Origin of the sequence: Paenibacillus sp. SORGH_AS_0306, assembly GCF_030819345.1 — a bacterium.
Lineage (GTDB): Bacteria > Bacillota > Bacilli > Paenibacillales > Paenibacillaceae > Saccharibacillus > Saccharibacillus kyungheensis.
The window spans coordinates 4,940,083-4,965,156 of the sequence record NZ_JAUTBP010000001.1 but is presented as its reverse complement, the minus strand read 5'-3'; the positions used below and the strand labels follow the sequence as shown (position 1 = coordinate 4,965,156).

The following is a 25,074-nucleotide window of genomic DNA, read 5'->3' as shown; positions in this document are numbered from 1 at the left end:
ATATCTTGAATGACCGCTAGACGGTCGATATCCGAATCTAGCATATGCTTACGAAGTAGTTTTCTAAAGAAAACTTGTAATGCGAACGCTACGCTGCTTTCGGATCAATCTTTGCCCCTTCGTTACGCGGTAAGTGGCTACATAGTTTTTAAAGAATTTTGAAAAGCTTTGAAGAGATTTTTCTTTTAATCTATTGAATGACTTTTTACAACGAATAATTTTTCAAATAAGTGTATACAAGAAATGGAGGAGCCACTTAAAGTTTTTAAAAGTAATTTGCTCTTATCCTTCACCACTTGCCTCACCCTGCCAGGCAAACGCTCCTATTTTGAACTTTTAGCATTTACTCCCTGCTCTGAGCGGAGGAAAGGCAATTGCTCTGAAAGAGTGAAACGATCGCCTTTGCAAGATTGTCCCGACTGCAAAGCTTTTATTCAAGGGACAATCTTGCAACAGCGACGACAAGAGCAATTTCTTTCCCGAAGCGGTCAAACTCAGAGTAAAAGCTAGACGTGAAAATCATACCCGTTTGCAATATACGTATCATAGTACGTTTTACCATTACGATAGTAAATTAAATCTTCAATCGTAAATCCACCCATCAGATTCAGCTTTTCTACACCACTGGTGCGATCTTCATGGACGAATCCTGTTTTATAAATGCGAGTCGTATTATCTACACCTGCGGCATAACGGACAAAGTCACCGTTAGCATTACCAAACATATATTTTTCTTCATAACGATGTTTATGCGTATAATCCAGCAGACGAATATGGATAACCGCTCGATCTTCTAAAGTACGATACAGTTCTTTGAACAAATCTTCTTGCGATAAAGCCTGCTTGTTCTCATACTCAATCGTAACATTAGCACGATTCAACAGTTCCTGTTCGAATGTCTGTGTAAATGAACGTGATGCTAATAGTTCTTTACGACACACCTCCATCAGACGTTCCACCAGCGTCGAAGCTCCTTGTTGCAACAGCAATGTCACATCGCCTACACTGCGCTCTTCAAAAAAAGCACCATCGCCACGTTTTTCCTCAATCTCCTCCATCACTTCAGCCGTAAGACGACTATAGTAATCATGGATATTTTGCCCGATATAATCATCTGCTGTACGGATACTGTCTGTTGCCGCCGCTTGTAGATTAGAACCGATCGTATCCATACTTTTTATCTGTTGCATACTATCACGATGAACAGCAGTAAGATGCTCTTCGAACCGACGATATAGACGCAATCTAGTTTGCAATCTTAAAATATGCAATTTGCGTGGATAAATCGTATCAATCAAGGCACGGGTTAACCCGCGAATATTGTGTTTTTCCATAAATGGTAATCGTTGAAAAGATAAATCGTCTGCCCGGCTGTCATACCATTCATCTAATTCAGCCTGTGCACTTTCAAGCGTATTCATTAGATCACGAGTACGTGCATGATAATCATTCCACATACTCTGTTCGCCAGATTCATCGGTCCACTCTGCAAGCTGGTAGAAATGAAGAGGAGGATGTTGACGAAGCATCTCTGCAATATTAGCTTGAAGTTCACGCCCTGCATCCCATTGTTCGATCCGCTTGATCATTTCTTGTTCATAATTATCATGGAAAAAGCGTTCTCCACCATATTCGAACAATGCATGTTCTGCTTCACGTAGACTTAGCGATTTCAGATGACTAAAGCTTGTTGTACGGGTCATAAGACCATTCATATCTTCCAAACGACTACTATTAGGGACTAACATATCAACTCGTTCGTCGATACGTTGTTCATCCAGACCTAACAACTCGAACTTTTCACGACTGCCTAGAATCGTTTTATGTTTCATTCGTTTCATTATTCCATAGAAAAATTGCTCCAAAACAGTTAATGCAATCGCTCGATCCGGTCGTCTGACTCTAGCAAATCCAGCAGACACTAACCCTTGATTGCCTTCCCCATTACGAACATTATTTTTGAAAGCATTATTATTATAATCAGATCCGTAAAAAGAAGATTCTCCACCTGTTTCCAGACGTTGACGATTTTTGAGCAAGCTAATCCGGCAAATAATATCGTAACTACTTTCCATCCCACCATTAACCGAAATTCCGCGTTCATTACGATCAGATAACACATACGCTAATTCAAATAACGGCGATGGTGAATGTTGTACCATCACAGCTAATCCATCTTCAGTACGTTGTAATGGTGCAGTCAATGTATAATCTGCACGTTGAATATGTTCCAATTCTTTTAGAAACGCTACTCCTGCTGAACTGGCATATCCAAATTGTTCTTCTTGATCGCCTTCATAAATGAGCGCATACATATCCATCTGCACTGATTTGAAAGATTGACCTAGAATCGAACGTGCTAATAGCGATATTTCTGGAACCAAAATATTCATCGGATCATCAACACGCGTTATCACCGATACATGCAATCGATCAAAAGAAGAATACATCCGTCCGAACTCAGCTAAACGGCGAGCCGCCTGCCGGAACGTACGATTCAGTTCCAGCAGATGCTTGCCATCTTTTTGAAAATGGTGATGCCAATCAGGCCGTTGTGTTTTTTTACTATGATCGTTAACTGTCGGACGAGATAAGAAGGTAGTGATTTTTTGCGATTCTAATGAACCTATACTTTGACCTGTACGCATAGAATTCACGTTCTGTTCTTGTTCATACCGAGCTTCATTAGCCCGTCTTGCTTGCTGTTCTTCTCCTGTAGGTTCAGGAGCAATCTCCACATACATCACGCCAGCACTATTATCCCACTTCTGAGCATTAATCTGCATAACAGGACGGACAGCATCTTGAATCAGATCCCCGATAAACAGGAAAACGGCGGGGTAGTGAATACTGCTCCGCCCATCTCCCTGCCCGGCTGTTTTCTCCTCGTCAGCAGCATATGCATCTGCGAATTGTTTCAGCCGAACGTCCATCTTATTTCAACTTCCGGCGAATATCGCTTAATTTAGTAACCATTTGTTTGTAGAACTGGTAAGCTTCATCTCCATTAGCCAATTCGACACGTTCGTATTCTAGACGATCTCTTGCTTCCAGATACGCTTCGTACAATTCATCTAATTTATTTAGAAGCGGTGCAATATCTTCAGACGAAGTGATTTCATTGTCACGACGATCTGCTTTGCGCATCAATGTTGCACGATTTTTCTGATCTAGATTGCGGAAATGTTCAAATACTTCAAATTCCACAAAATTACGGCTCTTCATCAGATTTGCAAAAGCATCCCAAGCTTCTTCTTCAGGATCACGATCATAGACGTACAATGCACCTTTTTTAGTAATCGTATCGGTATACAATGCTTGTAAGAACTGATCGGTTAGTTTTTCTTCGCCTTCATAACGACTTAACATACTTTCTAGTTCTACAATTTTGGCTTGAATACTTTCATATTTCGCTAGTTCTGCACGTACACGTTCGATCATTTTTGGTGAACGAATCAAGTTCTCACGTGCTAGATCTTCGTTAAAGCTACCGAAGATATCTTTCGTAGATTCATGTGGCAAGCCTTCTGCCATAAGACGTCTAAGTTCTGCTAGTGCACGTTTCACTTCACCTAGATTCGGACGAGGTGCATCCAGACGCATATCATAGCTAGCAAGCGTAGGAACCAGATCGAATGGCTGTGTGAAATGAACAGCAAAACGACTGCTTGTATTTTGGTCTGCATCTTTTTCAACAATAATGCCTAGTTGTTTTGCACGCGCATAGTCTGCACGCACACGAGCATTGTAGCTTTGTACACGAGCATTGGTGTACGTTTCACCCCATGATTGCTCAGGAATAGGTGAAGGCAAGTATGTCCAGTTTTCTTTCTCGGTCTGTACCAAATGGCGACCAATACCTTCACGATCCAGAATCGTACGCTCATAGTTCTCTTCATATACTTTCAGCGGTGTATAGACGAACAATGGCACACCATTACGAGTGTTCAACCAGAAAATACGGTTTTTAACTTTACTTTCTTTAATCGTAAAGTGTGATTTACCCAGTGCATTGTTCTGGAAGTTACGAATACCACGCAAAATGCTTGGCGCTTGAACAGGAACAGATACAAATCCCCATGAAGGGAAATGCAGATTACCTGCACTATTGCTCAAATGGAACACCGGTACAGCTTCATCATCCAATTTACTAGCAATCGTGCGCTCTACGAATTTCTCAATCGGCTCGTCTTGACCGTATTTCATCACCAAGAAATCTTCCATTGAACGTGTGATCAGATCACCGAATTTGTCGCTCAAGAAATCAGAGATCGAGCGTACAATATCGACTTCTTGCTCTTTCACCCATTGATCGGAATGTTCTAGCAATTGTGCAGAGAAATCACGAATCAGATCATCGCCATCTTTGCTATCCATAATATCGCTCACCGCTTTGGAAATATCCGGTACGCTCACTAGATTCCAATAATACGTTTTGTTCCCACGATGATCTTCTTGCTCATTCGCATTGGTCAACAACTCACCATTTTTCTCGAAAATAGAGCTTAATGCATTTAGTACTTCGGTAAATACTCCATAGATACGGTTATTTTCACGATTTAACATTTCATATAAATCTTCATAAAATTCGATCATTTGTTGTGTACGTTCTACATCTGCACGCAACCAGTATTCGTCGATTTTAGCTTCAATGTATACATTTTTCTTTTTGTCTTTAGAAACGAAAGCACTTTTCGCATCGCCTAGACGTTCATTCGCATAATCAGCTGCTGATTCGATATCACGCGGAATACGTGTCTGACTTTCACGCAATGTTTCGATATACGAAAGAAGCATTTTCAGTAGTGAGAATCCTTTTTCCGAGTACAACAGACGTGATACATAGAATGGGCCTTGTTCTGGATGTAAGAACATACGGCGAATCTGATCTGAAAATTGTCCGACGATCTCGCCTGGCAATTGTTGCTTCGCTTTGATGTATTCTTCACGAGCACGAATCAGGAAGGTCTGCTCAAGTTCGGTATCCATATTAACAGCTTGCATTTTAACTACATTATTGAAGCTTAGACGTTCACTATTTTCAAATCCAGGCAATGGTTCAGGTACACGAGATTCGAATGTTTTGGTCATCGTCTCGACATCTACCCCTAATTTGCGGGCAAAATTCTCAACAGCTTCTTGGTCTGGCGCTTGATCGAACATTTTGTCCATCTTTTGGAATAGACGATACGCTAGATATGTGGTCATTTCTTCGATTGGTAATACCGCAGAAGAAGCACCAATAATATTGTATTCATAGTTCGCAGGATATGCACGATTCATCTGTGCAATATTGGTACGAATATTACTGATATAGTCATGGATCGCAAATTCTTCACCAGACGCTTTTTCTTCACTTGCCATAAAGTTCGTAATATTTTCAGCCGTTACATTCATACAGTAATCATATGCATTTTCAAGCAATTTACCTTCGGTATTGGTTGCTGAGATCAAATGACATAGATTAAATGGTGCAAGTGGCGAATTTACATTGAGTATACTGCCGTATTGCTGTTTGAAACGTTCACCACGACTATCGACATTCATCCAGTAATCCAGTTCTTTCAGAGCCGCATAACCATTTTTGCGAATATATTCGCGTGTATGCTCACTTAGACTTTTATTGGATAAGTTGACGTCTGGTGTAAACAGGTAACCGAGCATATTCAGACGGTCTACCCCTGCTGCGCCATAATCGCGTTCTACAATACCACGTACAATATATGAAATATCTAAGAAACAACCACTACCTGTACCACCCGATAGCCCTGTTAGTAGAAAGACCATTAATTTTTTATTGGTACCAACAGACAGCGTTTTGATCTTTTTATCTATACTTTGTACGACCTGATTAATTTTAGTAAATAACAGCAATCGTCCTGCTTGGCGTACACCAGCCGCACCGTTCATACCGTCAGTGATCCCTAGTTCTGGAGACAACCATTCAGTGATATAAGGTTCTAGCAGACTACGGTTTTGTAGCAATCCACCGATCTCTGCATTGGACAGCAATACAAATTCGTTAATTGGATCAAGCCCGATGCCTTTATATTTTTTGTTGCGATCTTGTTCGTTCGTTTCAAAAGCAAGAAATTCAACGTTATCTGGTTTGTCTTGTTTTTTCTTAGTCATTGGATCTTCTGGAAGTTTGAAGCGACGGTTGATCTGGTATTTCAGACGCAATAGTGCATCAATACCTGTACCCCCAAGTCCGATAATCAAAATAGGGTTGTCGATTGTATCGACGCGTATTTTATCACTGACAATACCACCGCCAAGTGATACGTCCAGTTGTTGAATGTGTTCTCTAACGATTGGTTTCATGAATGATCCCCCTTGGGCGAATTAAATTTCTTTATTTGAATGTGTGTTGGTTGGTGGAGGTGAGGACAAGCGCTGCGGGGGTGGATCGTTCTTGGCGTCGCTGGTAAGATCGGATATCTTGATTTGACCACAGAGTGGTCGATATCCGAGTCTTAAAGGCGACTTTCAGAACGATTCCATCCCCTTCGCTTGTGCATCCTTCCACTTTGGAGCGCTTGGGTAGGAAGAAGAGAGATTGAATGCGCTTGGATTTGCAATCCGGTGCTGGGTTGTAGTTAAACATTTATACAATTTAAAGAATAGAATGTGAATTTCATTATCTTAAGATATATGTCATGAGATACATACTTTAAAAGATACGTTTTGGTTTCAATAATATATTGTAATCAATGATTATGAGATTTTGAAAAGAGATAGACCATTTTTTAAAAGAATATCTTTGTGTTTTAGCATACACAACCTAATTTCAGCATGATACACACTCTGTTTCAGTATACAGATGTAATATGAATAGTTTGTGTATAGGAATTATGTTAGGTATTCAAGCATAATTGTTTTGTCGACCTGACGTAAGCTGATCGTGATGCGGTCGCCGCTTTTAAGTTCAAAGCCTTTAGAAGCATCGATCGCGCGGGCGGATTTTTCGATTACGTTGTCCGCGTTGTTCCGAATCATAATACGGTCGTTACTGCTTGGTGTGAAAATAATATTTTCCGTTTCTTTCAGTTCTGGTGCAAGTTGAACCAGTTGATGCAGGTTAAATTTGCCACGGAATGTAGTTAGTTTTTTGTATTGTGGGTAAGAGCGTTCGCCGGTATTTTCATCGCGAATCTCGATAACCATTTGTCCAACAAAGCCGCGGTTTCTTTTTTTCAAGAAGCCGAGTAAGAACCACAATCCTGCAAGTATTAGTAGCGCAACGACTGCAATAATGATCCATGTAACCAGACCTAATCCCGCTTTTTCGCCACTACCGGATACACCGCCTTTGGCATCAATCGTTACTGGAGCAGTCTCACGATAAAAACTTTGTTCTTCTGCACGAGCAACCAGTTGATAGACATGATTGTCAGGCACTTCAAATGTACCTTTAAATTCACTGCCATCTGTAGTCAAAGGAACTTGACTGGTTGTTCCTGTATCCATGTCTTTCACATTCAGTACAGCTTTCATACTGCTTGCTTGCGAATTATCTGTTAATTTCTGACCGCCGCTTGTTAAATAAGAAACGATATCGATTTTATCGCCTTTACTGTATGCTTTGGTCGGAATAGGATCTAGTGCTAATTCCAGGTTATAGTTAAACACCAGATTAATATCAATCTTGTCTTGATCGACACCTTTAACCTGTAATGTCCAATCTCCTTGCTCTGGAGATAACAATTTAACTAGCGAATAGCTTTTGGAAGTAGACATGCTGACTTTATCTGATGGTACAGCTACAGCATTGCCTGATGGATCGACTAATTTCACTTCAACCGCTTCTGACGACATAATAGAAATATTTGCTTCTTTTACATTGGCATTCGGAATATGAATCTTCACATCTTGAAATTGTCCGTTACCTGTTATCGAATCGACAGGTACCACATTCACTTCTTGATGATCTGCAAAAATCTCACTTAGAATCTCTGGCAAGTCTTGCGCCGAAGTTGTTACAAAAGATTTACCACCTGTATCATCAGCAATCTTTTTCAATGCTTCTTGATTTAGCTTACCATCCGCATTCAGCCCGATTGTATAGACAGGATACCCGTCTTTTTTGGCTTGTGCTACAGCTGTATTCAGATCATTATCTGCATCACTGTTACTGCGTCCGGAATTACTGTTCAACTGATTGTTACCATCAGCGAACAATACAATCATCGGTTCATGTCCTTGCTGTGCATTGTCTTGCAAAATGTTAACGGCTTCTTTCATTCCTACCGAGATATCCGTATACGCTCCTCGTGTTAGACCATCGATAAAAGACTTGAGCTGTGTTTTATCATCAGCAGATTGAATAGCAGTCAATGCCTTTTCACGTTCAATACGGTCTGTATACGATACAACTCCTACTCGATCGCCTTGCGATGGTAGCATATCTATAAATAATTTCATCGCTTCACTACCTAGTTGTTGCGGGTCACTGGATTTCATAGAATTACTAGCATCCAGTACCAAGACCGCATCAATCGGTGTAGTGGAATTATTAGTACTATTTGTCGCTGAAGCAGCGAACATCGTGCTAGGCAACTGTGTCAGGCACAGAACCAAAGCTAGCAGGATATACATAAAGTTTGTATTTCTTCGGGACATAAGTCTACTCCTTCACTGGATAGATAGATGGCGCTATCGTACACCATCTTACGACATTTTCATTAAGCGCCGGTTAAATTCACCTTAACATGCCTTAAAAATCATAAAGTGAAAAATTTGATACTATTCTTATCGGTATATCCATTTTACTCCATTTTAGATCATAAATCACAAACACATATGCGCTATTTATCATAACAAGCCGGATACCATTATAACGCATATTCGCAAATATCTTCCCCACCTTAAGACGGGGGAATCCACTAGACTATAGGCTAAAAGTTGAATATCACTCCTAATTTTCGCTATTCTGTAATAGATTATGCGCTAAAATATAGGTATAGTGAGGTTGTTGAACACTTTATAATTCAACAAGTAATACCGATCCTCCCTTAGATTAAAGTTAGACTCGATAAATCTGATTAAGAAAGGAATGTCATATGTTTGCATACGTATGTCTCGCTGTTTTGTTTCTTTTTGTTATCCTAAGATTGTCTATGTACGCATTTAAACGCAAACGTGTCCCAACAGAAGATGAATTAGAAAAGCAGTTACTATCTACTATTAACCAAAGAAGCTAACAGATTCGCAGATTTACCCAATTCCTTGTTAGCAGACTCCTGAAGTTATTTATAAATACGATGTATAGTGAGTGATCTTAATCTATGACAACAACCAAAAAATCGATTCAATTACCGGTGCTTCATCGCACCCGGCGTGTATACGATAACTTACGAATATGCCGGAAATGTCAGAATTACACCATTTTACCTGGTGATGCTTGTCCGGATTGTGGCAAGCAAGCACTTGTTCCTGTGACACAACATGCCCGTCTACGTGCTAAGCGCAAAATGATGAATGAGATTCTATTTGCTCTTCTTCTTACTATTATAGCGGTTGTCGTATCGAAAGAAGTCACTGAAATCGTTATTTCTGTGATCACAGGTGCAGTATGTATAGCGGTTCTTGTTTTGGTTCAACGCCGTATGATATCTAAAGAAACATTACGGCAGTTAGCACGCTTATTCAAAACAGATAGTAAAACGATCTATGAAGGCACTGTACGTGATCAATCAACAGCTGTAACGGCTGTACGTAGTGGTGAAGATGTCGAAGGATATCATATGTTACGTCAAGCAGCCGTTGTTGTGCATAATGATCGTCTACGACTGGCTCAATTATCTTTATTGCAAAATTTCCGATTGCGTAGTGATATGGATCTGGATCTAGATTCATTGATTGTGCAAGATTTTGATCCTTTATTAGCCGAATATATCGGTGAAATTGCCAAGATCAAACGCGAAATGGTGAAAGATCGAGCTATTCGTTATGTGATAGCGAACGAACCTCAGATTTTGAAATTAGAAAATGGAATGAATATTCTGGTCAGTGTAACTTCGGCAGCGGTACGAATGAAGCGTTATGTCACGATGTATCCTGGATTTGTTCGTCGTTACGCACGCTTTTTACCGAAAGACCGTTTTTTACGATTGTACCGGATGATTAACAACGATCCTGCACAAAAAGACAGTGCAATGGCAATAGACTTGGAAACTATTCGTCAAGAATTATACAAAGGCGATTCTGATTTTGAGCCTGCTATTCCTGGAATAGGGATCTCATGAGTATTATTCGTTTATTTGCATTACGTAATCTGTTAATCGTAGCTTGCGCTATTGCAGCCGTACTAGCAGTCTATAAAGGAGTTCAAATTTCGCAAAAAATCCATGCTGTGCAAGAAGCAGATCGCTATTATGATCAGAAGCAATGGGTAGAAGCCGAAACCTTTTATCAAAAAGCGAATACCAACACATCGATTCAGTACCAGAATGAACATATTGCTAATCGTTTATTGCAATTATTGCCGATTACAGATTGGAAGCAGACAGTAAGTTCCAGTCAGCAACAGCTTCAATCTGCCGCCAGTACCCAACAATTTGAAGCGTATCTTACCGCTTATAAATTATGGCAACAACGTCTCAGTCAGCAACAACAAGCTGACAAAAGGTATACGGTTCAATACAAGCAAATTACAAATGAATCGAAGATCAATGATCAATTAAAAACCGATTTTCAAGCTTTTCGTGAATTGTTCGAAGCAGGGCTACAAAATAATCTACAAAAGCGCAATTACACTGATGAATCGGATAAATGGAATCTATTACAGATTCCGGAAAAATATCTAGCAGTTACAGGCACACGCCAATCTTATCTCAATACAGTGTTCAAAACGTATGATCAGACCAAATTAACACGTCTGGCAGCCGCCGGTGATTTTACTGCTTTTCTAGAACAAGCACGCAGTACATGGGATGGTTATCAACAACATGATTGGAGTGCAACTTGGGTATTAACTGCGGCGCAAAATAATGCAGCCAAGATTCTTGCCACCGATATTGCAAATCAGCAGATCAATAACTTTGTTACTCATGCTCAAAGCTTTAATCAGTGGGTCACTACAGTCAATCTAAGTTCTTCTCCTGTGACAACCACGATCAATAATGAGATTAATTCATTACTTCGTGAAGCCAATAATATGGTGACAGCAGGTCAGTATCAACAGGCTCTCGATATTTACCAAGCGATACAACCTGTCCAAGATACTACCAATCTGATAGCACAGACAAAGGTCACATGGGCTTCCAGTGATCCGCTGTATGTGTTGCAAAGCTCTAATCCTTCAGTTGCGTATCAACATGTAGTTGGAGGCACTAACGGACTTAATGCAGATGTCTATGCATTAGCAACCGATGCTGAAAATCATCTCTATATTGGCAGAATGACCGCTAATGGTGATACCAGTATTCTGTCTGGAGAAATTGCACAGCAAGCATCTCAGATCCGTAGTCTAGCGATCGTGAATCAATTAGGGACACCTGATCAACCTGTGATCGAAATTCAATCCGAACCTACTACAGATCGTACAGCTACTTTTTCTTTTTATGCGGTTGAACCTAGTGGATTCCGTGCGTTGCTTTCTGTCGAAGCTGATGGATATACAATCGGTGACAATCAAACGATACAGGTACAAAATCCATCTGATTTAGAAAAAGGACAGACTGCTATCTATGCCCGTAATGAAGATGGAGAGTACACACGTACCGAAACACAGAATGAATATACTTCTATTGATGGAAGTACATTAACAAGCTATCTTAATGAGCCTGTGTCATTTGAAGTCAATATTGTATCTACTGATGCGGATGATCGAGGAGCGATTGCATTAGTCGGAGAGCAATATATTCGTCTTCGAGGAGAATTGAACTGGAGTACAGGTTCCTTCGTTGTCTCCGGTGTATTCCGAGGTGAATTTGAACCATTTACTAACACATTAGGAGCTGGCGACACCCATTCTACAGGTGAAAATAATACACCTACCGAAGAAAATGGAACACCAGAATCAACAGACGAAACAGGATTACTACAAGAACCAGACTATGGAGTAGACGCTCCTGATGCTCCTGCCAATCTAGAATCCAATATCACGATCCCTGTGTTTGAAGTCGAATCTCTGCAATAAGGTTTTACTAGAGGCACAGCATTTAATTTTAATAGCTAAAAATAAAGCAAAAAGCTATCTATCAGGAGTACATACACTCTAAATAGATAGCTTTTTGCTTTTGATCTTACTGATTTTATTTGGTCGCAGAAGGAACAACATCTGCTGGAATCGGACATATATACGTCTCGCCTTGCAATCGCTCTTTTAGTTCTGCTTGTGCAGTTTGACGTAACTGAGGATTTTGCATAATTTCAATAGCAGTAGCCGCCATAATTTTACTGGCATATAACATACCTTTATGAGCAATAGAAGTTGCTCCTAACGTAACCCATTGCCAACTATGAGGCATCGTACCAATCGCAAAGCAAGCGGTTGTACACTGCACTGTAGGCGTAATCCAGCTTACATCTGATACATCGGTTGATCCGTATAACATGAGTCCATGCAGATATGGATTCACATGATCTGCTAACACTTTACCTTGAAGAGTGGCAGGTAGATGTGGACTGCCCTTTTTTTCTTGCGCTGTTAATGTATTTTGCACCGCAGTAGCCAATGCTAATTCTTCTGAAGTATGTTCCGGAATCGGAAATTGAGCAAATTGGTCATACACAACCTGTTCTAACGTGGTATTCGGAATAATATTTGAACATGCTTTATCAAATACAATTTCTACTTCTGTACCTGTCATCAGTGCCGCACCTTTAGCGATATCATGAACTCTTTCCATAATATCAGCGGCTTCTCGTACATGAGGGGCACGAATCAGATACAACACTTCTGCATTCGCTTGTACCACATTAGGCGATAAACCACCGGTATGAGTCACTGCATAATGAATACGAGCTTCTTGAATAATATGTTCTCGCAAGTAATTCACACCAATATTCATCAGTTCTACCGCATCAAGCGCACTTCTTCCTAGATGCGGACTTGCAGCGGCATGAGCGCTTTTGCCTTTAAATTTATAATAAATCTGAAAGTTCGCCAACGTATGAACCGACATCACACTATGATAATCCATAGGATGCCATGTGACTGCACTGTCCACATCGTCAAATAACCCTTCGCGCGCCATAAATGTTTTGCCAGAGCCGCCTTCTTCCGCAGGACAACCGTAATAACGAACCGTCCCGGCTAATCCATGTTGCTCCATATAATCTTTAACAGCAACCGCCGCCGCTAATGCACCTGTTCCAAGCAGATTATGACCACATCCATGACCATTGCCACCTGCCACGACCGCTTGTTCAGTTGCACTAGCTGATTGCTGACTAAGTCCGGATAATGCATCGTATTCCCCTAACAAAGCGATCACAGGTTGACCACTTCCATAACTGGCTATAAATGCAGTCTCAATACCGCCACTTCCACGCTCCACATGGAATCCTTCGTGCTCTAGAGCAAGGCATAACAATTCAGCAGATTGCTTTTCTTCAAAACGAGTCTCTGCATATTCCCAGATCTGATCACTAATCGCTGTCCATTTGTGTTGACGATCATCAATAGAGCGATGAATCGTATCGGTATTGATCATAATATTATCCTCCTAAGCCTACAAAAATCATAATAAGAATCAATTCCACCATATAACCGATCACCAGCAACATCGGAATACTGATAATTAAAAGAAACCGACGCATAGGCACAGTCACATCAGGTGCTTTGCTTATCCAGCGATACAATCCTCTCCATGCCAGAATCAGAGCAGGCACGATAGCCAAAATCCCCACCGTAATCACTGCTACATACAACGATTGTTGCTGAGCAGTACTCGCACCTTGTGTCATCAGATTTGATTTGCGAATCATCAGAAAAACCCAGACAGCCGCTACGATAATGTAATATAATTTGATCCCGTTACTAAATGAAATAAGCTTCTTATCCAACATGACTCCCCCTTTAATCTAGACTGTGGTTTGTTTGTTCAAGTGATGCTTCAGCAGAACCGTGCACCTGAGTTAAACGGTAAATTTTGCGTGGTCTCCCTCGTAGCGCTTGTAGCTCCTCGCCTTCTACCTCGGCAAGATGAATGTGACAAAGGCTACTCATAATCCGTTGGGCATTACGCACAGTCATAGACAAATGTTGAGCAAGTTGAGCGGTTGTGAAGCCATCCCAGTTCATCCGCTGTGTCAGTGCTTCGATTTTTTTGTACGTTTTGACACTGATATTAGCTTCGTTCAATTGAGACAATAATGCTCGATCTAGAGAACGAGAACTATAACTCCATTCTTCGATCTGCCCTACCGCTTCACGAATCACACCGTTATCTTGCACAATAATAATGTGTGAAGACGATTCTTGTTGTTTACTTTGCTGAAGAGCACGTAGCGCATGATTCTCCGCGGCTAACGCTGTGTCTCCATACCCTATTCCTACAGACACTTCCACTTCAATCTCCAGAGCGATCTGCTCTATACTATGATGCAGTCTCGATAATTCACGTTCAATCGCTCCGCGCGTGCTAAATATTTGGTAGCGTCCATTTCCTTTGTCCACCAGCACACCATCCATATGTTCACACAATTGCAAAAGTACGGTTTTAATCCGTAATTCAGCATACTGCAATCCATACGAAGTAGATTCGGTTAGCGAGCGGTGATTAAGTAGATCGGCTTCGATCATATGAATCCCAATCTGAGTATCTTTAAAATAAGAACTTCTCGCTTGCTGAATCAGTAGCTTGGCGGCTTGCCGAATATCTTGCGAACTTGTGGTCAAACGATACACCGGAACCCCTTGTTCTTGCAGAGCAGCATAGACAAAATGCATACAGGTTAATGCCGCTACACTTTGCCCGCTTTTCCATTTATCCATATGAAATTGAATCAAAGTCTCTGGTTCATCCGAGCCTTCAAATATATTGAGATACACTTGGTCGATCGGCAATCCTGCTTCAGCAAAAGACTCGTGCATATCCAAGTCTTCTGAACGAATAATATCGACCGAATAGCGGTGATCCCGAATATGATAATCCATATTCATTTGTAATAAAGCTTTGTATAATCCTGAACCAGCAGGCTTACAATAAGCTGTTAATTCATGTTCTTTCAAAAAAGGGCTTGCAACTGATAACGGAATAGGCCCTGAAAATAGCCAGCCTTTGACTGTGGAACGATACTGTTCTAAGATTTGTGGAATTTCTCGTGGATGATTATAGACCATCGCCACAAATTCTACATCGTCCGCTAGATCCCGGGTCAGATTTAAAATACGTTCTACAGATGGGAGTGGCCCCACGATACCGAATCGATACGTCATCATCTTCTCCTTTGTCCTCACACTTGAATATACGTTACTTCTTATTATATCAAGTTCTATGGGCAAAAGAAGCTTGGACGATTTTAACGCAGAATACGCATCGCGATTCGGCGGAACCATTCGATTCCGATCGGTAATGCCGCTTCTTCAATATCAAACTTTGGATGATGATGCGGAGCAGGATTACTGCCACCTATAATCATATAAGTCGCTTTACCGCCATTCTCTTGCACACGTCGCAACATATAACTGGCATCTTCACTACCGGTAGAATAAGCACTTTCTTCAGGAATTGTATGCACACCTTCGATACCGACCGCTTCTTCTCGGGCAATTTGTATCATATCTTCATCGCAAGTAATCGGTATGGCTCCACCTACTATTTCAACTTCATACTCCAATCCATGCATGCCTGCGCTATGTTCAATAATCGTACGCACACGTTGCTCTAGCTCACTATTCACCTCTTCCGATTTAGAGCGAGTCTCGATAACCATACGCGCATGTTCAGGAATAATATTGGCTGCTGTACCGCCTTCCAGTACCCCTACATTGATTCGTGTATCTCCTGTGCTATATCGTGGAATACTATGAATATTAAGCAAAGCAGTTGCCGCTCCAAGCAGTGCATTTCGTCCTTTTTCCGGTGTTGCTCCTGCATGCGAAGCTACTCCTTGAAAATGGGCTGCTAACTTGGTCGTTGCTAGATAGCCTGTTGTTCCTCCATGCAATTGACCGGTAGGCACTTCACAACCCAGATGAGCGCAAAATAGATAATCCACATCGTCCAATATCCCTTTTTCGACCATAGCATAAGCACCGCGTACTCCTTCTTCGGCTGGCTGAAAAATCAACTTGATCGTTCCCGCGAACTCTTGCTGGCTTAACGCTTCTGCAACACCCAGTCCGATCGTTGTATGACCATCATGCGCGCAAGCATGCATATTCCCTGGAAAATGCGAGACAAATGTATGTTGTTGTGGAAAATGATCATCGTCTTTACTTTCTACAATAGGCAGTGCATCCATATCAAAACGAAAAGCCAGTGTCGGCCCTGAACGCTTTCCTGTTAAAGTACCGACGACCGCCGTATATCCCCCACGCATATTACCTACAATATCTGGATCAGCGCCATGTTCTAGTGCACGTTGATACGATTCTTCCAGTACTTTGTCGCTTGGTAATCCGCGCCGACTGTCTCCATCAATCGCATCTTGCCCGTAGATCACGTCATACCCTAACGATTTTAAAGTCTGTACAACAATCGAAGCTGTACGATATTCGGTAAATCCCAATTCAGGATGTTGATGCAAATCTCTGCGTAATTCAATGATGTTTAACATGCAAGTTCATCTCCTTGTTAAATGTGCATCTTATATTTGAAGCATATAGTAATCGATCTAATATTTTGTTTATGAATCAGCTAATCGCGGATACACACCCGGGCCAATCGGAAGCCCTAACATATACCACACAATCAACATCAACGACCAGACGATCAGGAAAACGATCGGATACGGCAAAATAAGTGAATAATACGTGCCTAAACGTGCATTTTTCTGATATCGCTGTAAAAATCCTAAAAACAATGGAAGGAATGGTGACATCGGAGCGAAAGGAATCACTGACGAATCAGCGATACGGAAGATCATTTGTGCAAATGCCGGATGATAACCTAGCAACATAAACATCGGTACAAATACAGGGGCCAGAATCGACCAGATTGCTGATCCACTGGCGATAAACATACATAGTAGAGCAGACAAGAACATCAATCCTAGAAAAGCAGGCATGCCTGTCATATTTGTTTTTTCTAATATATCAGTTAATCCTAAGGCAATAAATTTCCCCATATTACTCCAGTTAAAGAAAGCCACGAATTGAGATAATGGAAAGACCATCACAATAAAGCCAGCCATTCCTTTCATCGGATCAATCAACAACAGTGGAATATCGCCTTGATTACGAATCTGCTTGGTTACAACACCATAAGTAACAGCAACCACAAAAAAGAAAATAATAATAATTGGCACAATACCAGACATAAATGGCGAAGGCACAATCGAACCTGTTTCTGGATTTCGAAGAATACCGTTGCTAGGCAAAATCAATAATAACATCACACCAATAAATACAATTGCCGCTATACCGCTTGCAAGTAGACCTTTATTTTGAATAGGCGTCAAAGCTTCCATCTTGTCTTGATCGGTTCCTTGATATTTAGGCAATCGTGGTTCTACAAATTTATCGGTAACGATTGCTCCTGTAATCGTCAGCACAATAACCGATGTCGCCATAAAAAACCAGTTGTCCAATACACTGACACTAATCGTGCTGTTCACTGCTTTGGCGGCTTCTGTACTGATTCCAGATAGCAATACATCTGTCGTCACCACCAGTAAATTCGCTGTAAATCCAGAACCCACGCCTGCAATAGCCGCCATCAAGCCTGCAATCGGATGACGACCTACTGCTAGGAACATTAGCGCTCCCAGTGGAGGCATAATCACTAACGCTGCATCTGAAGAAATGTGACTGAAAAAGGCGATAAACAACACCATATAACTGGCATACTTGGCACTGACACGAGACGCCATTTTCAACATTAACGCTTGTAACAGTCCTACTTTTTCTGCTAATCCTGCTCCTAATACCAGCGCCAGAATCGAACCTAAAGGCGTAAATCCGCTAAAATTTTTGATGATATTAGGTAGAATCCACTGAATGCCTTCTGCACTAAGCAAGTTTTTGACAACAACTGATTCTCCATTCGTCGGATCTTTTACCGACACATGCAACCACGACAAAATAGCTGTCGCTAACATCAAAATAATGATCAAATACACAAACAGTAAAAATGGATTAGGAATTTTATTACCGATCCTCTCGACCCATGTAAATATTTTTCCTGGACTTGACGGCGATTGTACTGGTGTTTGACTCACTAGCATTCCCTCCATTTTAAGATCATAATACGACATTTTCGTTTAATGCAGTATAAAAAAAATATGCACAGGATACAATAGATATGTAAGGTTTTTTAACAAAAATATTAATTTTTTTTATAAAAATGAGTTTTTCTGCATAAAAAAAGCCAAAAAGATCAAGAACAATGACAGCTAAGTTCTCAATCTTTTTGGCTTTAGATGATAAAATGTCTTTTTATGGTACGTTTTTATTTGCGTTTGCGTGAATTCATTACAGCGACTCCGCCTAATACTAAGGCAATAATCGAAATAATCAATGTTGTCACTTGTAGACCATTACTGCTAGCCGGTTGTTCCATCGGCATCGTGTTCATATCATTTGAAGCCGCAGTATCTGTTGTTGTGCCTGTCGCTGGTGTACTTTCCGTTTTTGTAGTATCTGTTCCAGTCGCTTCATCTGTAGCTGTCGCAGTATCTTCGGTTGTTGCTGTATCGTGTCCATCAGTTGTTGGAGCGGCAGGTGTTGTTGTAGCTGCATTTTCTGTAATCGTAGTAATCGAATGAGGAAGTTCGCTTCCTTCTTTGCCTGTCCATTCAACTACGCTACCATCGCTATAGTATTGGTACGCATCCCATGCTAATTCGCCATCTTTAGCTGGATTTTCACCTACAAATACGAACTGTTGAAATTGACCTGCTTCAATCCCGCCACTTTCTGCTTCCCAAGTGATCGATGTAATTTCACCAGCATCATTTTTTTCAGTTGTTGTTTTCCAACCCGGTACAGGTTGATATTGTTTGAAAGATAAGTTTTCCGGTACTTTTAATGTTAATTTAGTCGTTGGCAAATCTTTTTCAGAAGGTACTTTGATCGTATACGTTTCCCAGGCGGAAGGCATCGACTGAGCAGGTTTGACCGTAACATGCGCACTTGCAATACTGCTAAATGTTAGTAATCCTGCGACCATAACTGCTGAACCGATTGTGATCATTTTGGTAAATACCGAGTTTTTTTTCATTCGTCATACTCCCTTTTTTATATATCATACAGGCATAATATAATCTGCCTGTTGTACCACAGCTTATTGACCAATCCGTAGTGTAAATTCAGTATCAATCGTATCTAAAGACTTGGTCAAAATATGAACTTTGACATGCCAGTTACCATTCATACTCACCATACCTGTTTTCTGATAGACTCCATCTTTGCCATCACTGGCTGTAAGCAGAATTTCAGTAGGAGCCATCGCCATATCCATATGATTCATCGTTAATGTAATTTGTTCGACATCTACAGGTTTGGCTTCAGTTTTGTTTTTAACAGATACGATAAAATTATTGCTACCCATCTGCGCTTGAGGAACCTCTAATTTAATCTCATATCCATCGACTTCTTGTGTCTGTACGGTCTGCTTCGGTGTCGCTCCATTACTGATCGGAGCGGCTTGAGGAGAAAGATGCACCAGCGCCGCCGCTAGCATCAAAATCACAAAGCCAGTTAACACTTCCCACATCAAGTCTTTGCCAAGCTCTTCTTTTTGCTGTCGTCCTTTGACATAATTCATGGCACCGAATGCCGCCATCACAAGGAATAACAACATTTTTGCAAGTAGCGTCAACCCATAAGCCGTATTGAACAGTGCCATCAGACTAGGCAGATAAATAATACTTCCATAAATACCAGTAACCAATAAAGCCGCTACCGATATAATCGCCCACCATGAGAAGCGGCGTACAATACTCCAATATACCGTTTTGCGTTCTTCTCCTGTAAAAGGAGCTACAATACGCGGTACAAATACCGCCATTGCTACCAGTGCACCACTCCATACCAGAGCCGAGACCAGATGGATAAAATCAGCTGCAATCGCAATGCCTGCATACGGTTCTGCATAAGCATGTCCATCCAGCGATTTGGCGAGTAATTGTACAATCATCAAAGCAATTGCAATCATTCCGATAGCACGCTTCGCAGCAGTTGCAAGCTTGCTATGCGCATACAAAGCTATCAGAATGACAATCAGTACAGCGGTGATCATTTGGATCAACCATACCTGACCGAAAGTCGTTTCACGGAATGTATTTCCTAATTCTGTTGTTGTCTGCATAACCGGAATATCTGCATTCCAGGCGATGCGTAGTGGCAATTGAACCAATAACGCAACCACTGTTAGTGCCATCCCTATCCATAAAAATAAGGCATATCGACGCTGACGCATCCATGTTGTTGCTTCAGATGTACGTAAGCGAGCTGGTAATAAAAATAGTGATAACGCAAGCAATCCTAATACTAATGATTGACCGGTATACTGTAACCACCGCATTACAATCAATAATGGATTAACTGATTTACTATCTGGTAGTGTAGTTGGCGCATCTGACATTTTTTTGCCAGCACCGTCTCCGACTTGAAAAACAATTCCGCCTTCTACCGGATGTCCATCTCCTGAGACCGCTTTCCATGAAATATTGTAAATATCATCAGCAAGCTTCACCGGAATGTTTGCTTCTAATAGAGCTGCATTTTTACTATCAATAACAGCTTTGACTCCGTCTATTTTTTGACCGGACGAATCCATCAATACAATCTGATAATACGCAGGCTGTATCGATTCATTGAATAATAATGTGATTTTGTCAGGTGCTTTGTCTAGCACTTCATTTTGAGCAGGGAAAGATTGTTGCACATACGAATGAGCCGAAGTGCTTTGTGGAAAGCATAATCCACTACAAATACTCAAAAGGACTAGCAATACAGGTAACAACAATCTCCGCTTGGTTATCGAAAAATAAATTGATGTATGATAAATATGATTCACCTACTTTATGTGAGATGCCTTCTATGAAGTCCGTTTTGTGCAATCACAATCTCTATGGTATCGAAGTGAGTACATTCTGAAAATGACTATATAGGGCTATATCTGTTACAAATATGGCTTAAATTTGAAAAGATTATGGACGATAGAGCTGATCTGACGCTAATCCATGCTCAATCGCATATCTTGTCAATTGTACTCGATTTTCTAATTGCAATTTGTGTAGTAAATTTTTGAGATGATTCTTGACCGTTTGCTCTGAAATATTAAGCTCTGCCGCAATATCTCGATTGGTCAGCCCTGACGATACCCAGTGCAAAATTTCTCTTTCACGTGGTGTTAAAGTGTTCGCTACCGGATCATTTTGCGCTTTGGTCGATGGGAACTGTTGCAGAATACGTAGTGCAATCTCTTGACTAAGCCCTGCTTCATCCAGCACAACACTACGCAAATATTCCAACCACATTGAAGGCGGCAAGCTTTTGAGAATATATCCTTGTGCGCCTTGCTTAATCGCTTCGAATAGATGGGCGGCATCATCGGATACAGTCATCATAATAATTTTGATATAAGGAAATCTAAGCTTAATCAGACGAGTCGTTTCTAACCCATCCATCCCTTTCATCGAAATATCCATCAAAATCAGATCAGGCATCCATTGCTCGGTGAACTCCAATGCTTCCTGACCGCTTGTCGCTGTACCTACAATATTGAACATTGGATCTTCAGACAAAATTACACGCGTTGCTTCGCGTGCATGAGCATGATCATCGACGATTAAGACACGTACACTATTCATCACGATTACCTCCTTTGATGATAAATAAAGTTCGCTCTTGTTGACGTTGCAAAGCAAATGTCCATCCTCTCCACTGTGCACGTTCAGCCGTAATTTTCAATCCAAATCGACCGGGCAATTGCAAAGACTGTTCATGAAATCCTTCTCCATCATCTTCAATCACAATCTGCCAGCCATTCTCGTTGCCTTCACTATGTATCCAGACCTGCTGGGCATGCGCATGTTTGTGAATATTCAATAACCCTTCTCGTATACAAGCTAATAGTTCTGCTTGTTCTTCAGGTTGGATATATTTATCGTTTAACTTCCAATCTAATTCTGTTTTTACACCGGCTAACGGAATCATTTCCCAGACACGATAAGCAAGTGACACTTCTTCTGTTGCTCCACTACGAGGAACATGCTTCAGATCAGCAATCGCTTGTCGTACATCGTGATTGGCTTCACTTACTGTGCGACTGATATCGTTAAGCGTTTCCTGTACATGTGGATCAGCATACATCCGTTTCGCTCGATCTAACTTTACGCCGAGTAAAAACAAAGATTGAGCTACTCCATCATGCAGTTCTCCAGCGAGCAACTGACGTTCTTCCAATTTTCCTTTGACGATCCGCTCTTGATCGAGCGCTGCACGCGTATTTTCTAACATATCAAATAATTGCCGTAGCAAAGTCACACTGACCACATAGATAATAACCGGTGATAACCAATTACCCACTTCCATCGAGAGATACGGCATTAGAAATTGATGACGAATATATTCCCATAAGCCAATCGTTACTGTAGGTAAAAATAAAATGATCCATTTAATTTTGGTATACGACATATAACTCTCCTTTACTTACGTAAAAATTGATCTTTGCGATCACTATTGTACGTGTTTGCAAAGGATTATGACATATCTCACGTATGGACATCATGTGAACATATCGAAATCTATACTTATTTTTAATAAAAATTGAATAATTCATTTGCAATTGACTGTATTAATGTTTACAATAAATTTATGATAATGATTATCATTCCTATTCAACTGATAATGAAATGATAATATAGATGTTGATGGAGCACAGTAACCTATTTTAACTTCAAAGGAGCCGGAATCTCGATGAACGTAATGACACAGAAGACTTCACTACAAGTAGATGATTATCTGGATCTTCTTAACCTTGCCGTACGTATTGGCGATCTTAAATGGCAAAAAGAAATTATTCGTAAATTAGAATATATGAAACATAGCCAGACTCCTTCTAGAACACGCGCATAGTTTGTTAAGAATCCAAAAGTATCCTTTTTACTGAGAATAAAGATCATATGGATGATCTTGTTATACTATATATAAGGAAGATTGGAATGGTTGAATCTACCACCACAATCTGTTCCTCAAACCGATACTTCATGTGTGAAGATGTCGGTTTTTTTATGCACAAAAAAAGCCTGCTAGGACAAAATCCTGCCAGGCTTTCACTATATATTCAATTCATTGATCATGTCGTTTATATTTATAGCTTACATTATAGTGGATTACAATTTTATAACAGTGCTTCGATATCTTCTTCCATATCCAAAGGATCGGTTGTCGATTCAAAGCGTTTAACCACTTCACCGTTACGATCGATTAGGAATTTAGTAAAGTTCCATTTGATTGAATCGCCTGGCAAATATTCTGGATGCTTCTCGTTCAGCAATTGTACCATCAATTTAGATACCGAATGATTCATATTAAATCCTTCAAATGACTTCTGTTCTACCAAATACTTGAACAATGGATGAGCATTTTGATCACGCACATCTACTTTTTGGAACATTGGGAACGATACACCATAATTCAACATACAAAATGCTTCTACTTTATCATTACCATCAGGCTCTTGATCTGCAAATTGGTTACAAGGAAAGCCTAAAATCACTAAACCTTTTTCTTTATAACGATCATACAACTTTTGTAAATCTTCATATTGGAATGTAAAACCACATTGACTTGCTGTATTTACGACTAAGATAACTTGATCTTTATATTCTTCTAATGATACTTCTTTACCATTCATAGCTCTTGCAGAAAATTGATAAACACTCATGTTGGCTCTCCCTTTGTGTTGGACACGTGTAATAAGTCTCACTACTATATAATTATAACCAATATTTTGTCGAATAAACACACATTCATTAAAATTTAAAAATATTTTTAGTTCTTTTAAGACTATGCAGTAAAAAAGACCAGCCACATGATGATCATGGCTGGTCTTTTATCAGTATTTAATTGATTTATGCCTCGTGTTCTTCATCCATAAATGGCTTATTAACATAATAGTACATCGTCGACATAAAGATCGCTCCGCCGATCAAATTCCCGAGTGTTACCGGAATAAGATTATGAATAACCCCTGCAAAATTAATAGTAGATGGATGATCCACTACCAGAGCAATCGCAAATGTACACATATTCGCGATACTGTGCTCATATCCCGAAATAAAGAAACAAAATACAAATAACATCATAGCAAATAATTTGGCGCCATCGCCTTTCAAGCCCATCGGAATAAAGAAAGCCAGACAGACAAGCCAGTTACACAAAATAGCGCGGAAAAACAATTGCATCGTAGGCGCTTCCATTTTGTGCTGAACGACATTTAACAGAAACGCATTGACCGAATGATCTGCATATAATCCTGTTAAAAAAATCAGCAACGCAAATGCACATGCCCCGAGTATATTCCCAAAATAACTTGTGATCCACATCCTGATCACATCTAACCACTTCAGCTTACGCCGTATCGCCGCGTAGGAGTAGTAGAAGGTATCTCCTGTAAATAAGTCTCCACCGCCATAAGAGATCAATATGATCGCCGCTCCGAACGTTAACGCAGCCATCGGGTACGCCATAGGAGACTCAACCGCATAAAAGAAGTTCCCTGTTTTGAATGCGACAATAACGCCAAATCCGATAAACATACTGGCAAGCATCGAACGCGATAAATAACGAAGCTTGCTTTGTTTGTAGATCCGATTTTTTTCAAGTGCTAACTTTTCGACCTGTCGTAGTGATTGTACTTCCATAATTCACCGTCCTCGTTATTAGAATTTGTTCGATGTGCTGTTGATCATAGACATTATAATCTTCTTTACACCATTGTTCTGATGTTG

The 25,074-nt window shown here is 40.5% G+C and carries 17 protein-coding genes; 3 read left to right on the top strand and 14 right to left on the bottom strand.

Features of this window, described 5'->3' with window-relative positions:
• Positions 1 to 506: 506 nt before the first annotated feature.
• The 3 genes from QE450_RS22055 to QE450_RS22045 all read right to left on the bottom strand — a co-directional run bounded on the left by QE450_RS22055 (position 507) and on the right by QE450_RS22045 (position 8,622).
• Positions 507 to 2,933 (bottom strand): transcription initiation factor TFIID, encoded by a 2,427-nt coding sequence (locus QE450_RS22055; RefSeq protein WP_307302153.1) that lies wholly within the window; start codon positions 2,931 to 2,933, stop codon positions 507 to 509.
• 1 nt (position 2,934) lies between these two features.
• On the bottom strand, positions 2,935 to 6,324 hold the full coding sequence (locus QE450_RS22050) for a tubulin-like doman-containing protein (protein WP_307302151.1): 3,390 nt from the start codon (positions 6,322 to 6,324) through the stop codon (positions 2,935 to 2,937).
• 528 nt (positions 6,325 to 6,852) lie between these two features.
• Positions 6,853 to 8,622 carry a vWA domain-containing protein gene (locus QE450_RS22045; RefSeq protein WP_274171182.1) on the bottom strand — a complete coding sequence of 590 codons (1,770 nt, stop codon included), beginning with the start codon at positions 8,620 to 8,622 and terminating at the stop codon, positions 6,853 to 6,855.
• A 665-nt stretch (positions 8,623 to 9,287) separates the two neighbouring features.
• Here QE450_RS22045 and QE450_RS22040 point away from each other — a divergent pair.
• Both QE450_RS22040 and QE450_RS22035 read left to right on the top strand, forming a co-directional pair.
• Positions 9,288 to 10,247 (top strand): hypothetical protein, encoded by a 960-nt coding sequence (locus tag QE450_RS22040; RefSeq protein ID WP_273614570.1) that lies wholly within the window; start codon positions 9,288 to 9,290, stop codon positions 10,245 to 10,247.
• Positions 10,244 to 12,142 (top strand): hypothetical protein, encoded by a 1,899-nt coding sequence (locus tag QE450_RS22035; protein ID WP_307302146.1) that lies wholly within the window; start codon positions 10,244 to 10,246, stop codon positions 12,140 to 12,142. Before QE450_RS22040 ends, QE450_RS22035 begins: the two co-directional genes overlap by 4 nt.
• Before the next feature lie 115 nt (positions 12,143 to 12,257).
• On the opposite strand, the gene QE450_RS22030 is transcribed toward QE450_RS22035, so the two are convergent.
• The 9 genes from QE450_RS22030 to QE450_RS21990 all read right to left on the bottom strand — a co-directional run bounded on the left by QE450_RS22030 (position 12,258) and on the right by QE450_RS21990 (position 22,756).
• Complete coding sequence (locus tag QE450_RS22030; protein ID WP_307302144.1) at positions 12,258 to 13,661, bottom strand: M20 family metallopeptidase; 1,404 nt, start codon at positions 13,659 to 13,661, stop codon at positions 12,258 to 12,260.
• 4 nt (positions 13,662 to 13,665) lie between these two features.
• Positions 13,666 to 14,013, bottom strand: coding sequence for a hypothetical protein (locus QE450_RS22025; RefSeq protein ID WP_273614567.1), 348 nt, complete (start codon positions 14,011 to 14,013; stop codon positions 13,666 to 13,668).
• Between the two features lie 13 nt (positions 14,014 to 14,026).
• Positions 14,027 to 15,388: a helix-turn-helix domain-containing protein gene (locus QE450_RS22020; RefSeq protein WP_274171186.1), complete on the bottom strand. Its 1,362-nt coding sequence runs from the start codon at positions 15,386 to 15,388 to the stop codon at positions 14,027 to 14,029.
• An 83-nt stretch (positions 15,389 to 15,471) separates the two neighbouring features.
• The gene (locus QE450_RS22015) at positions 15,472 to 16,731 is read right to left on the bottom strand and encodes an amidohydrolase (protein WP_307302141.1); all 1,260 of its coding nucleotides are present in this window, start codon (positions 16,729 to 16,731) and stop codon (positions 15,472 to 15,474) included.
• A gap of 69 nt (positions 16,732 to 16,800) precedes the next feature.
• Entirely contained in the window at positions 16,801 to 18,333 is a 1,533-nt protein-coding gene (abgT, locus tag QE450_RS22010; RefSeq protein WP_307302139.1) for a p-aminobenzoyl-glutamate transporter, read from the bottom strand.
• 230 nt (positions 18,334 to 18,563) lie between these two features.
• Positions 18,564 to 19,334 carry a YcnI family copper-binding membrane protein gene (locus tag QE450_RS22005; protein WP_307302137.1) on the bottom strand — a complete coding sequence of 257 codons (771 nt, stop codon included), beginning with the start codon at positions 19,332 to 19,334 and terminating at the stop codon, positions 18,564 to 18,566.
• Positions 19,335 to 19,397: 63 nt separating this feature from the next.
• A complete protein-coding gene (locus tag QE450_RS22000) occupies positions 19,398 to 21,080 on the bottom strand; it encodes a copper resistance CopC/CopD family protein (protein WP_307302136.1) in 1,683 nt (560 codons plus the stop codon).
• A gap of 187 nt (positions 21,081 to 21,267) precedes the next feature.
• Positions 21,268 to 21,930, bottom strand: a complete 663-nt coding sequence (locus QE450_RS21995; RefSeq protein WP_204826391.1) for a response regulator — start codon at positions 21,928 to 21,930, stop codon at positions 21,268 to 21,270.
• On the bottom strand, positions 21,923 to 22,756 hold the full coding sequence (locus QE450_RS21990) for a sensor histidine kinase (protein ID WP_307302134.1): 834 nt from the start codon (positions 22,754 to 22,756) through the stop codon (positions 21,923 to 21,925). Before QE450_RS21990 ends, QE450_RS21995 begins: the two co-directional genes overlap by 8 nt.
• A gap of 282 nt (positions 22,757 to 23,038) precedes the next feature.
• Between QE450_RS21990 and QE450_RS21985 the strand changes: the two genes are divergently transcribed.
• On the top strand, positions 23,039 to 23,197 hold the full coding sequence (locus QE450_RS21985; RefSeq protein ID WP_204826389.1) for a hypothetical protein: 159 nt from the start codon (positions 23,039 to 23,041) through the stop codon (positions 23,195 to 23,197).
• Positions 23,198 to 23,462: 265 nt separating this feature from the next.
• Here QE450_RS21985 and QE450_RS21980 read toward each other — a convergent pair whose 3' ends face one another.
• Both QE450_RS21980 and QE450_RS21975 read right to left on the bottom strand, forming a co-directional pair.
• Complete coding sequence (locus tag QE450_RS21980) at positions 23,463 to 24,008, bottom strand: glutathione peroxidase (RefSeq protein WP_273614559.1); 546 nt, start codon at positions 24,006 to 24,008, stop codon at positions 23,463 to 23,465.
• A gap of 187 nt (positions 24,009 to 24,195) precedes the next feature.
• Positions 24,196 to 24,987 (bottom strand): formate/nitrite transporter family protein, encoded by a 792-nt coding sequence (locus QE450_RS21975; RefSeq protein WP_273614558.1) that lies wholly within the window; start codon positions 24,985 to 24,987, stop codon positions 24,196 to 24,198.
• Positions 24,988 to 25,074: the final 87 nt, after the last annotated feature.

Excerpts from the sequence above, each read along its gene's own strand:
- QE450_RS21990 (WP_307302134.1), bottom strand. The coding sequence starts at position 22,756 with ATGTCGTATACCAAAATTAAATGGATCATTTTATTTTTACCTACAGTA.
- QE450_RS22035 (WP_307302146.1), top strand. The coding sequence starts at position 10,244 with ATGAGTATTATTCGTTTATTTGCATTACGTAATCTGTTAATCGTAGCT.
- QE450_RS22015 (WP_307302141.1), bottom strand. The coding sequence starts at position 16,731 with ATGTTAAACATCATTGAATTACGCAGAGATTTGCATCAACATCCTGAA.
- QE450_RS22005 (WP_307302137.1), bottom strand. The coding sequence starts at position 19,334 with ATGAAAAAAAACTCGGTATTTACCAAAATGATCACAATCGGTTCAGCA.
- QE450_RS22055 (WP_307302153.1), bottom strand. The coding sequence starts at position 2,933 with ATGGACGTTCGGCTGAAACAATTCGCAGATGCATATGCTGCTGACGAG.
- QE450_RS22050 (WP_307302151.1), bottom strand. The coding sequence starts at position 6,324 with ATGAAACCAATCGTTAGAGAACACATTCAACAACTGGACGTATCACTT.
- QE450_RS21995 (WP_204826391.1), bottom strand. The coding sequence starts at position 21,930 with ATGAATAGTGTACGTGTCTTAATCGTCGATGATCATGCTCATGCACGC.
- QE450_RS22040 (WP_273614570.1), top strand. The coding sequence starts at position 9,288 with ATGACAACAACCAAAAAATCGATTCAATTACCGGTGCTTCATCGCACC.
- QE450_RS21985 (WP_204826389.1), top strand. The coding sequence starts at position 23,039 with ATGAACGTAATGACACAGAAGACTTCACTACAAGTAGATGATTATCTG.
- QE450_RS22045 (WP_274171182.1), bottom strand. The coding sequence starts at position 8,622 with ATGTCCCGAAGAAATACAAACTTTATGTATATCCTGCTAGCTTTGGTT.
- QE450_RS21975 (WP_273614558.1), bottom strand. The coding sequence starts at position 24,987 with ATGGAAGTACAATCACTACGACAGGTCGAAAAGTTAGCACTTGAAAAA.
- QE450_RS21980 (WP_273614559.1), bottom strand. The coding sequence starts at position 24,008 with ATGAGTGTTTATCAATTTTCTGCAAGAGCTATGAATGGTAAAGAAGTA.
- QE450_RS22030 (WP_307302144.1), bottom strand. The coding sequence starts at position 13,661 with ATGATCAATACCGATACGATTCATCGCTCTATTGATGATCGTCAACAC.
- QE450_RS22020 (WP_274171186.1), bottom strand. The coding sequence starts at position 15,388 with ATGACGTATCGATTCGGTATCGTGGGGCCACTCCCATCTGTAGAACGT.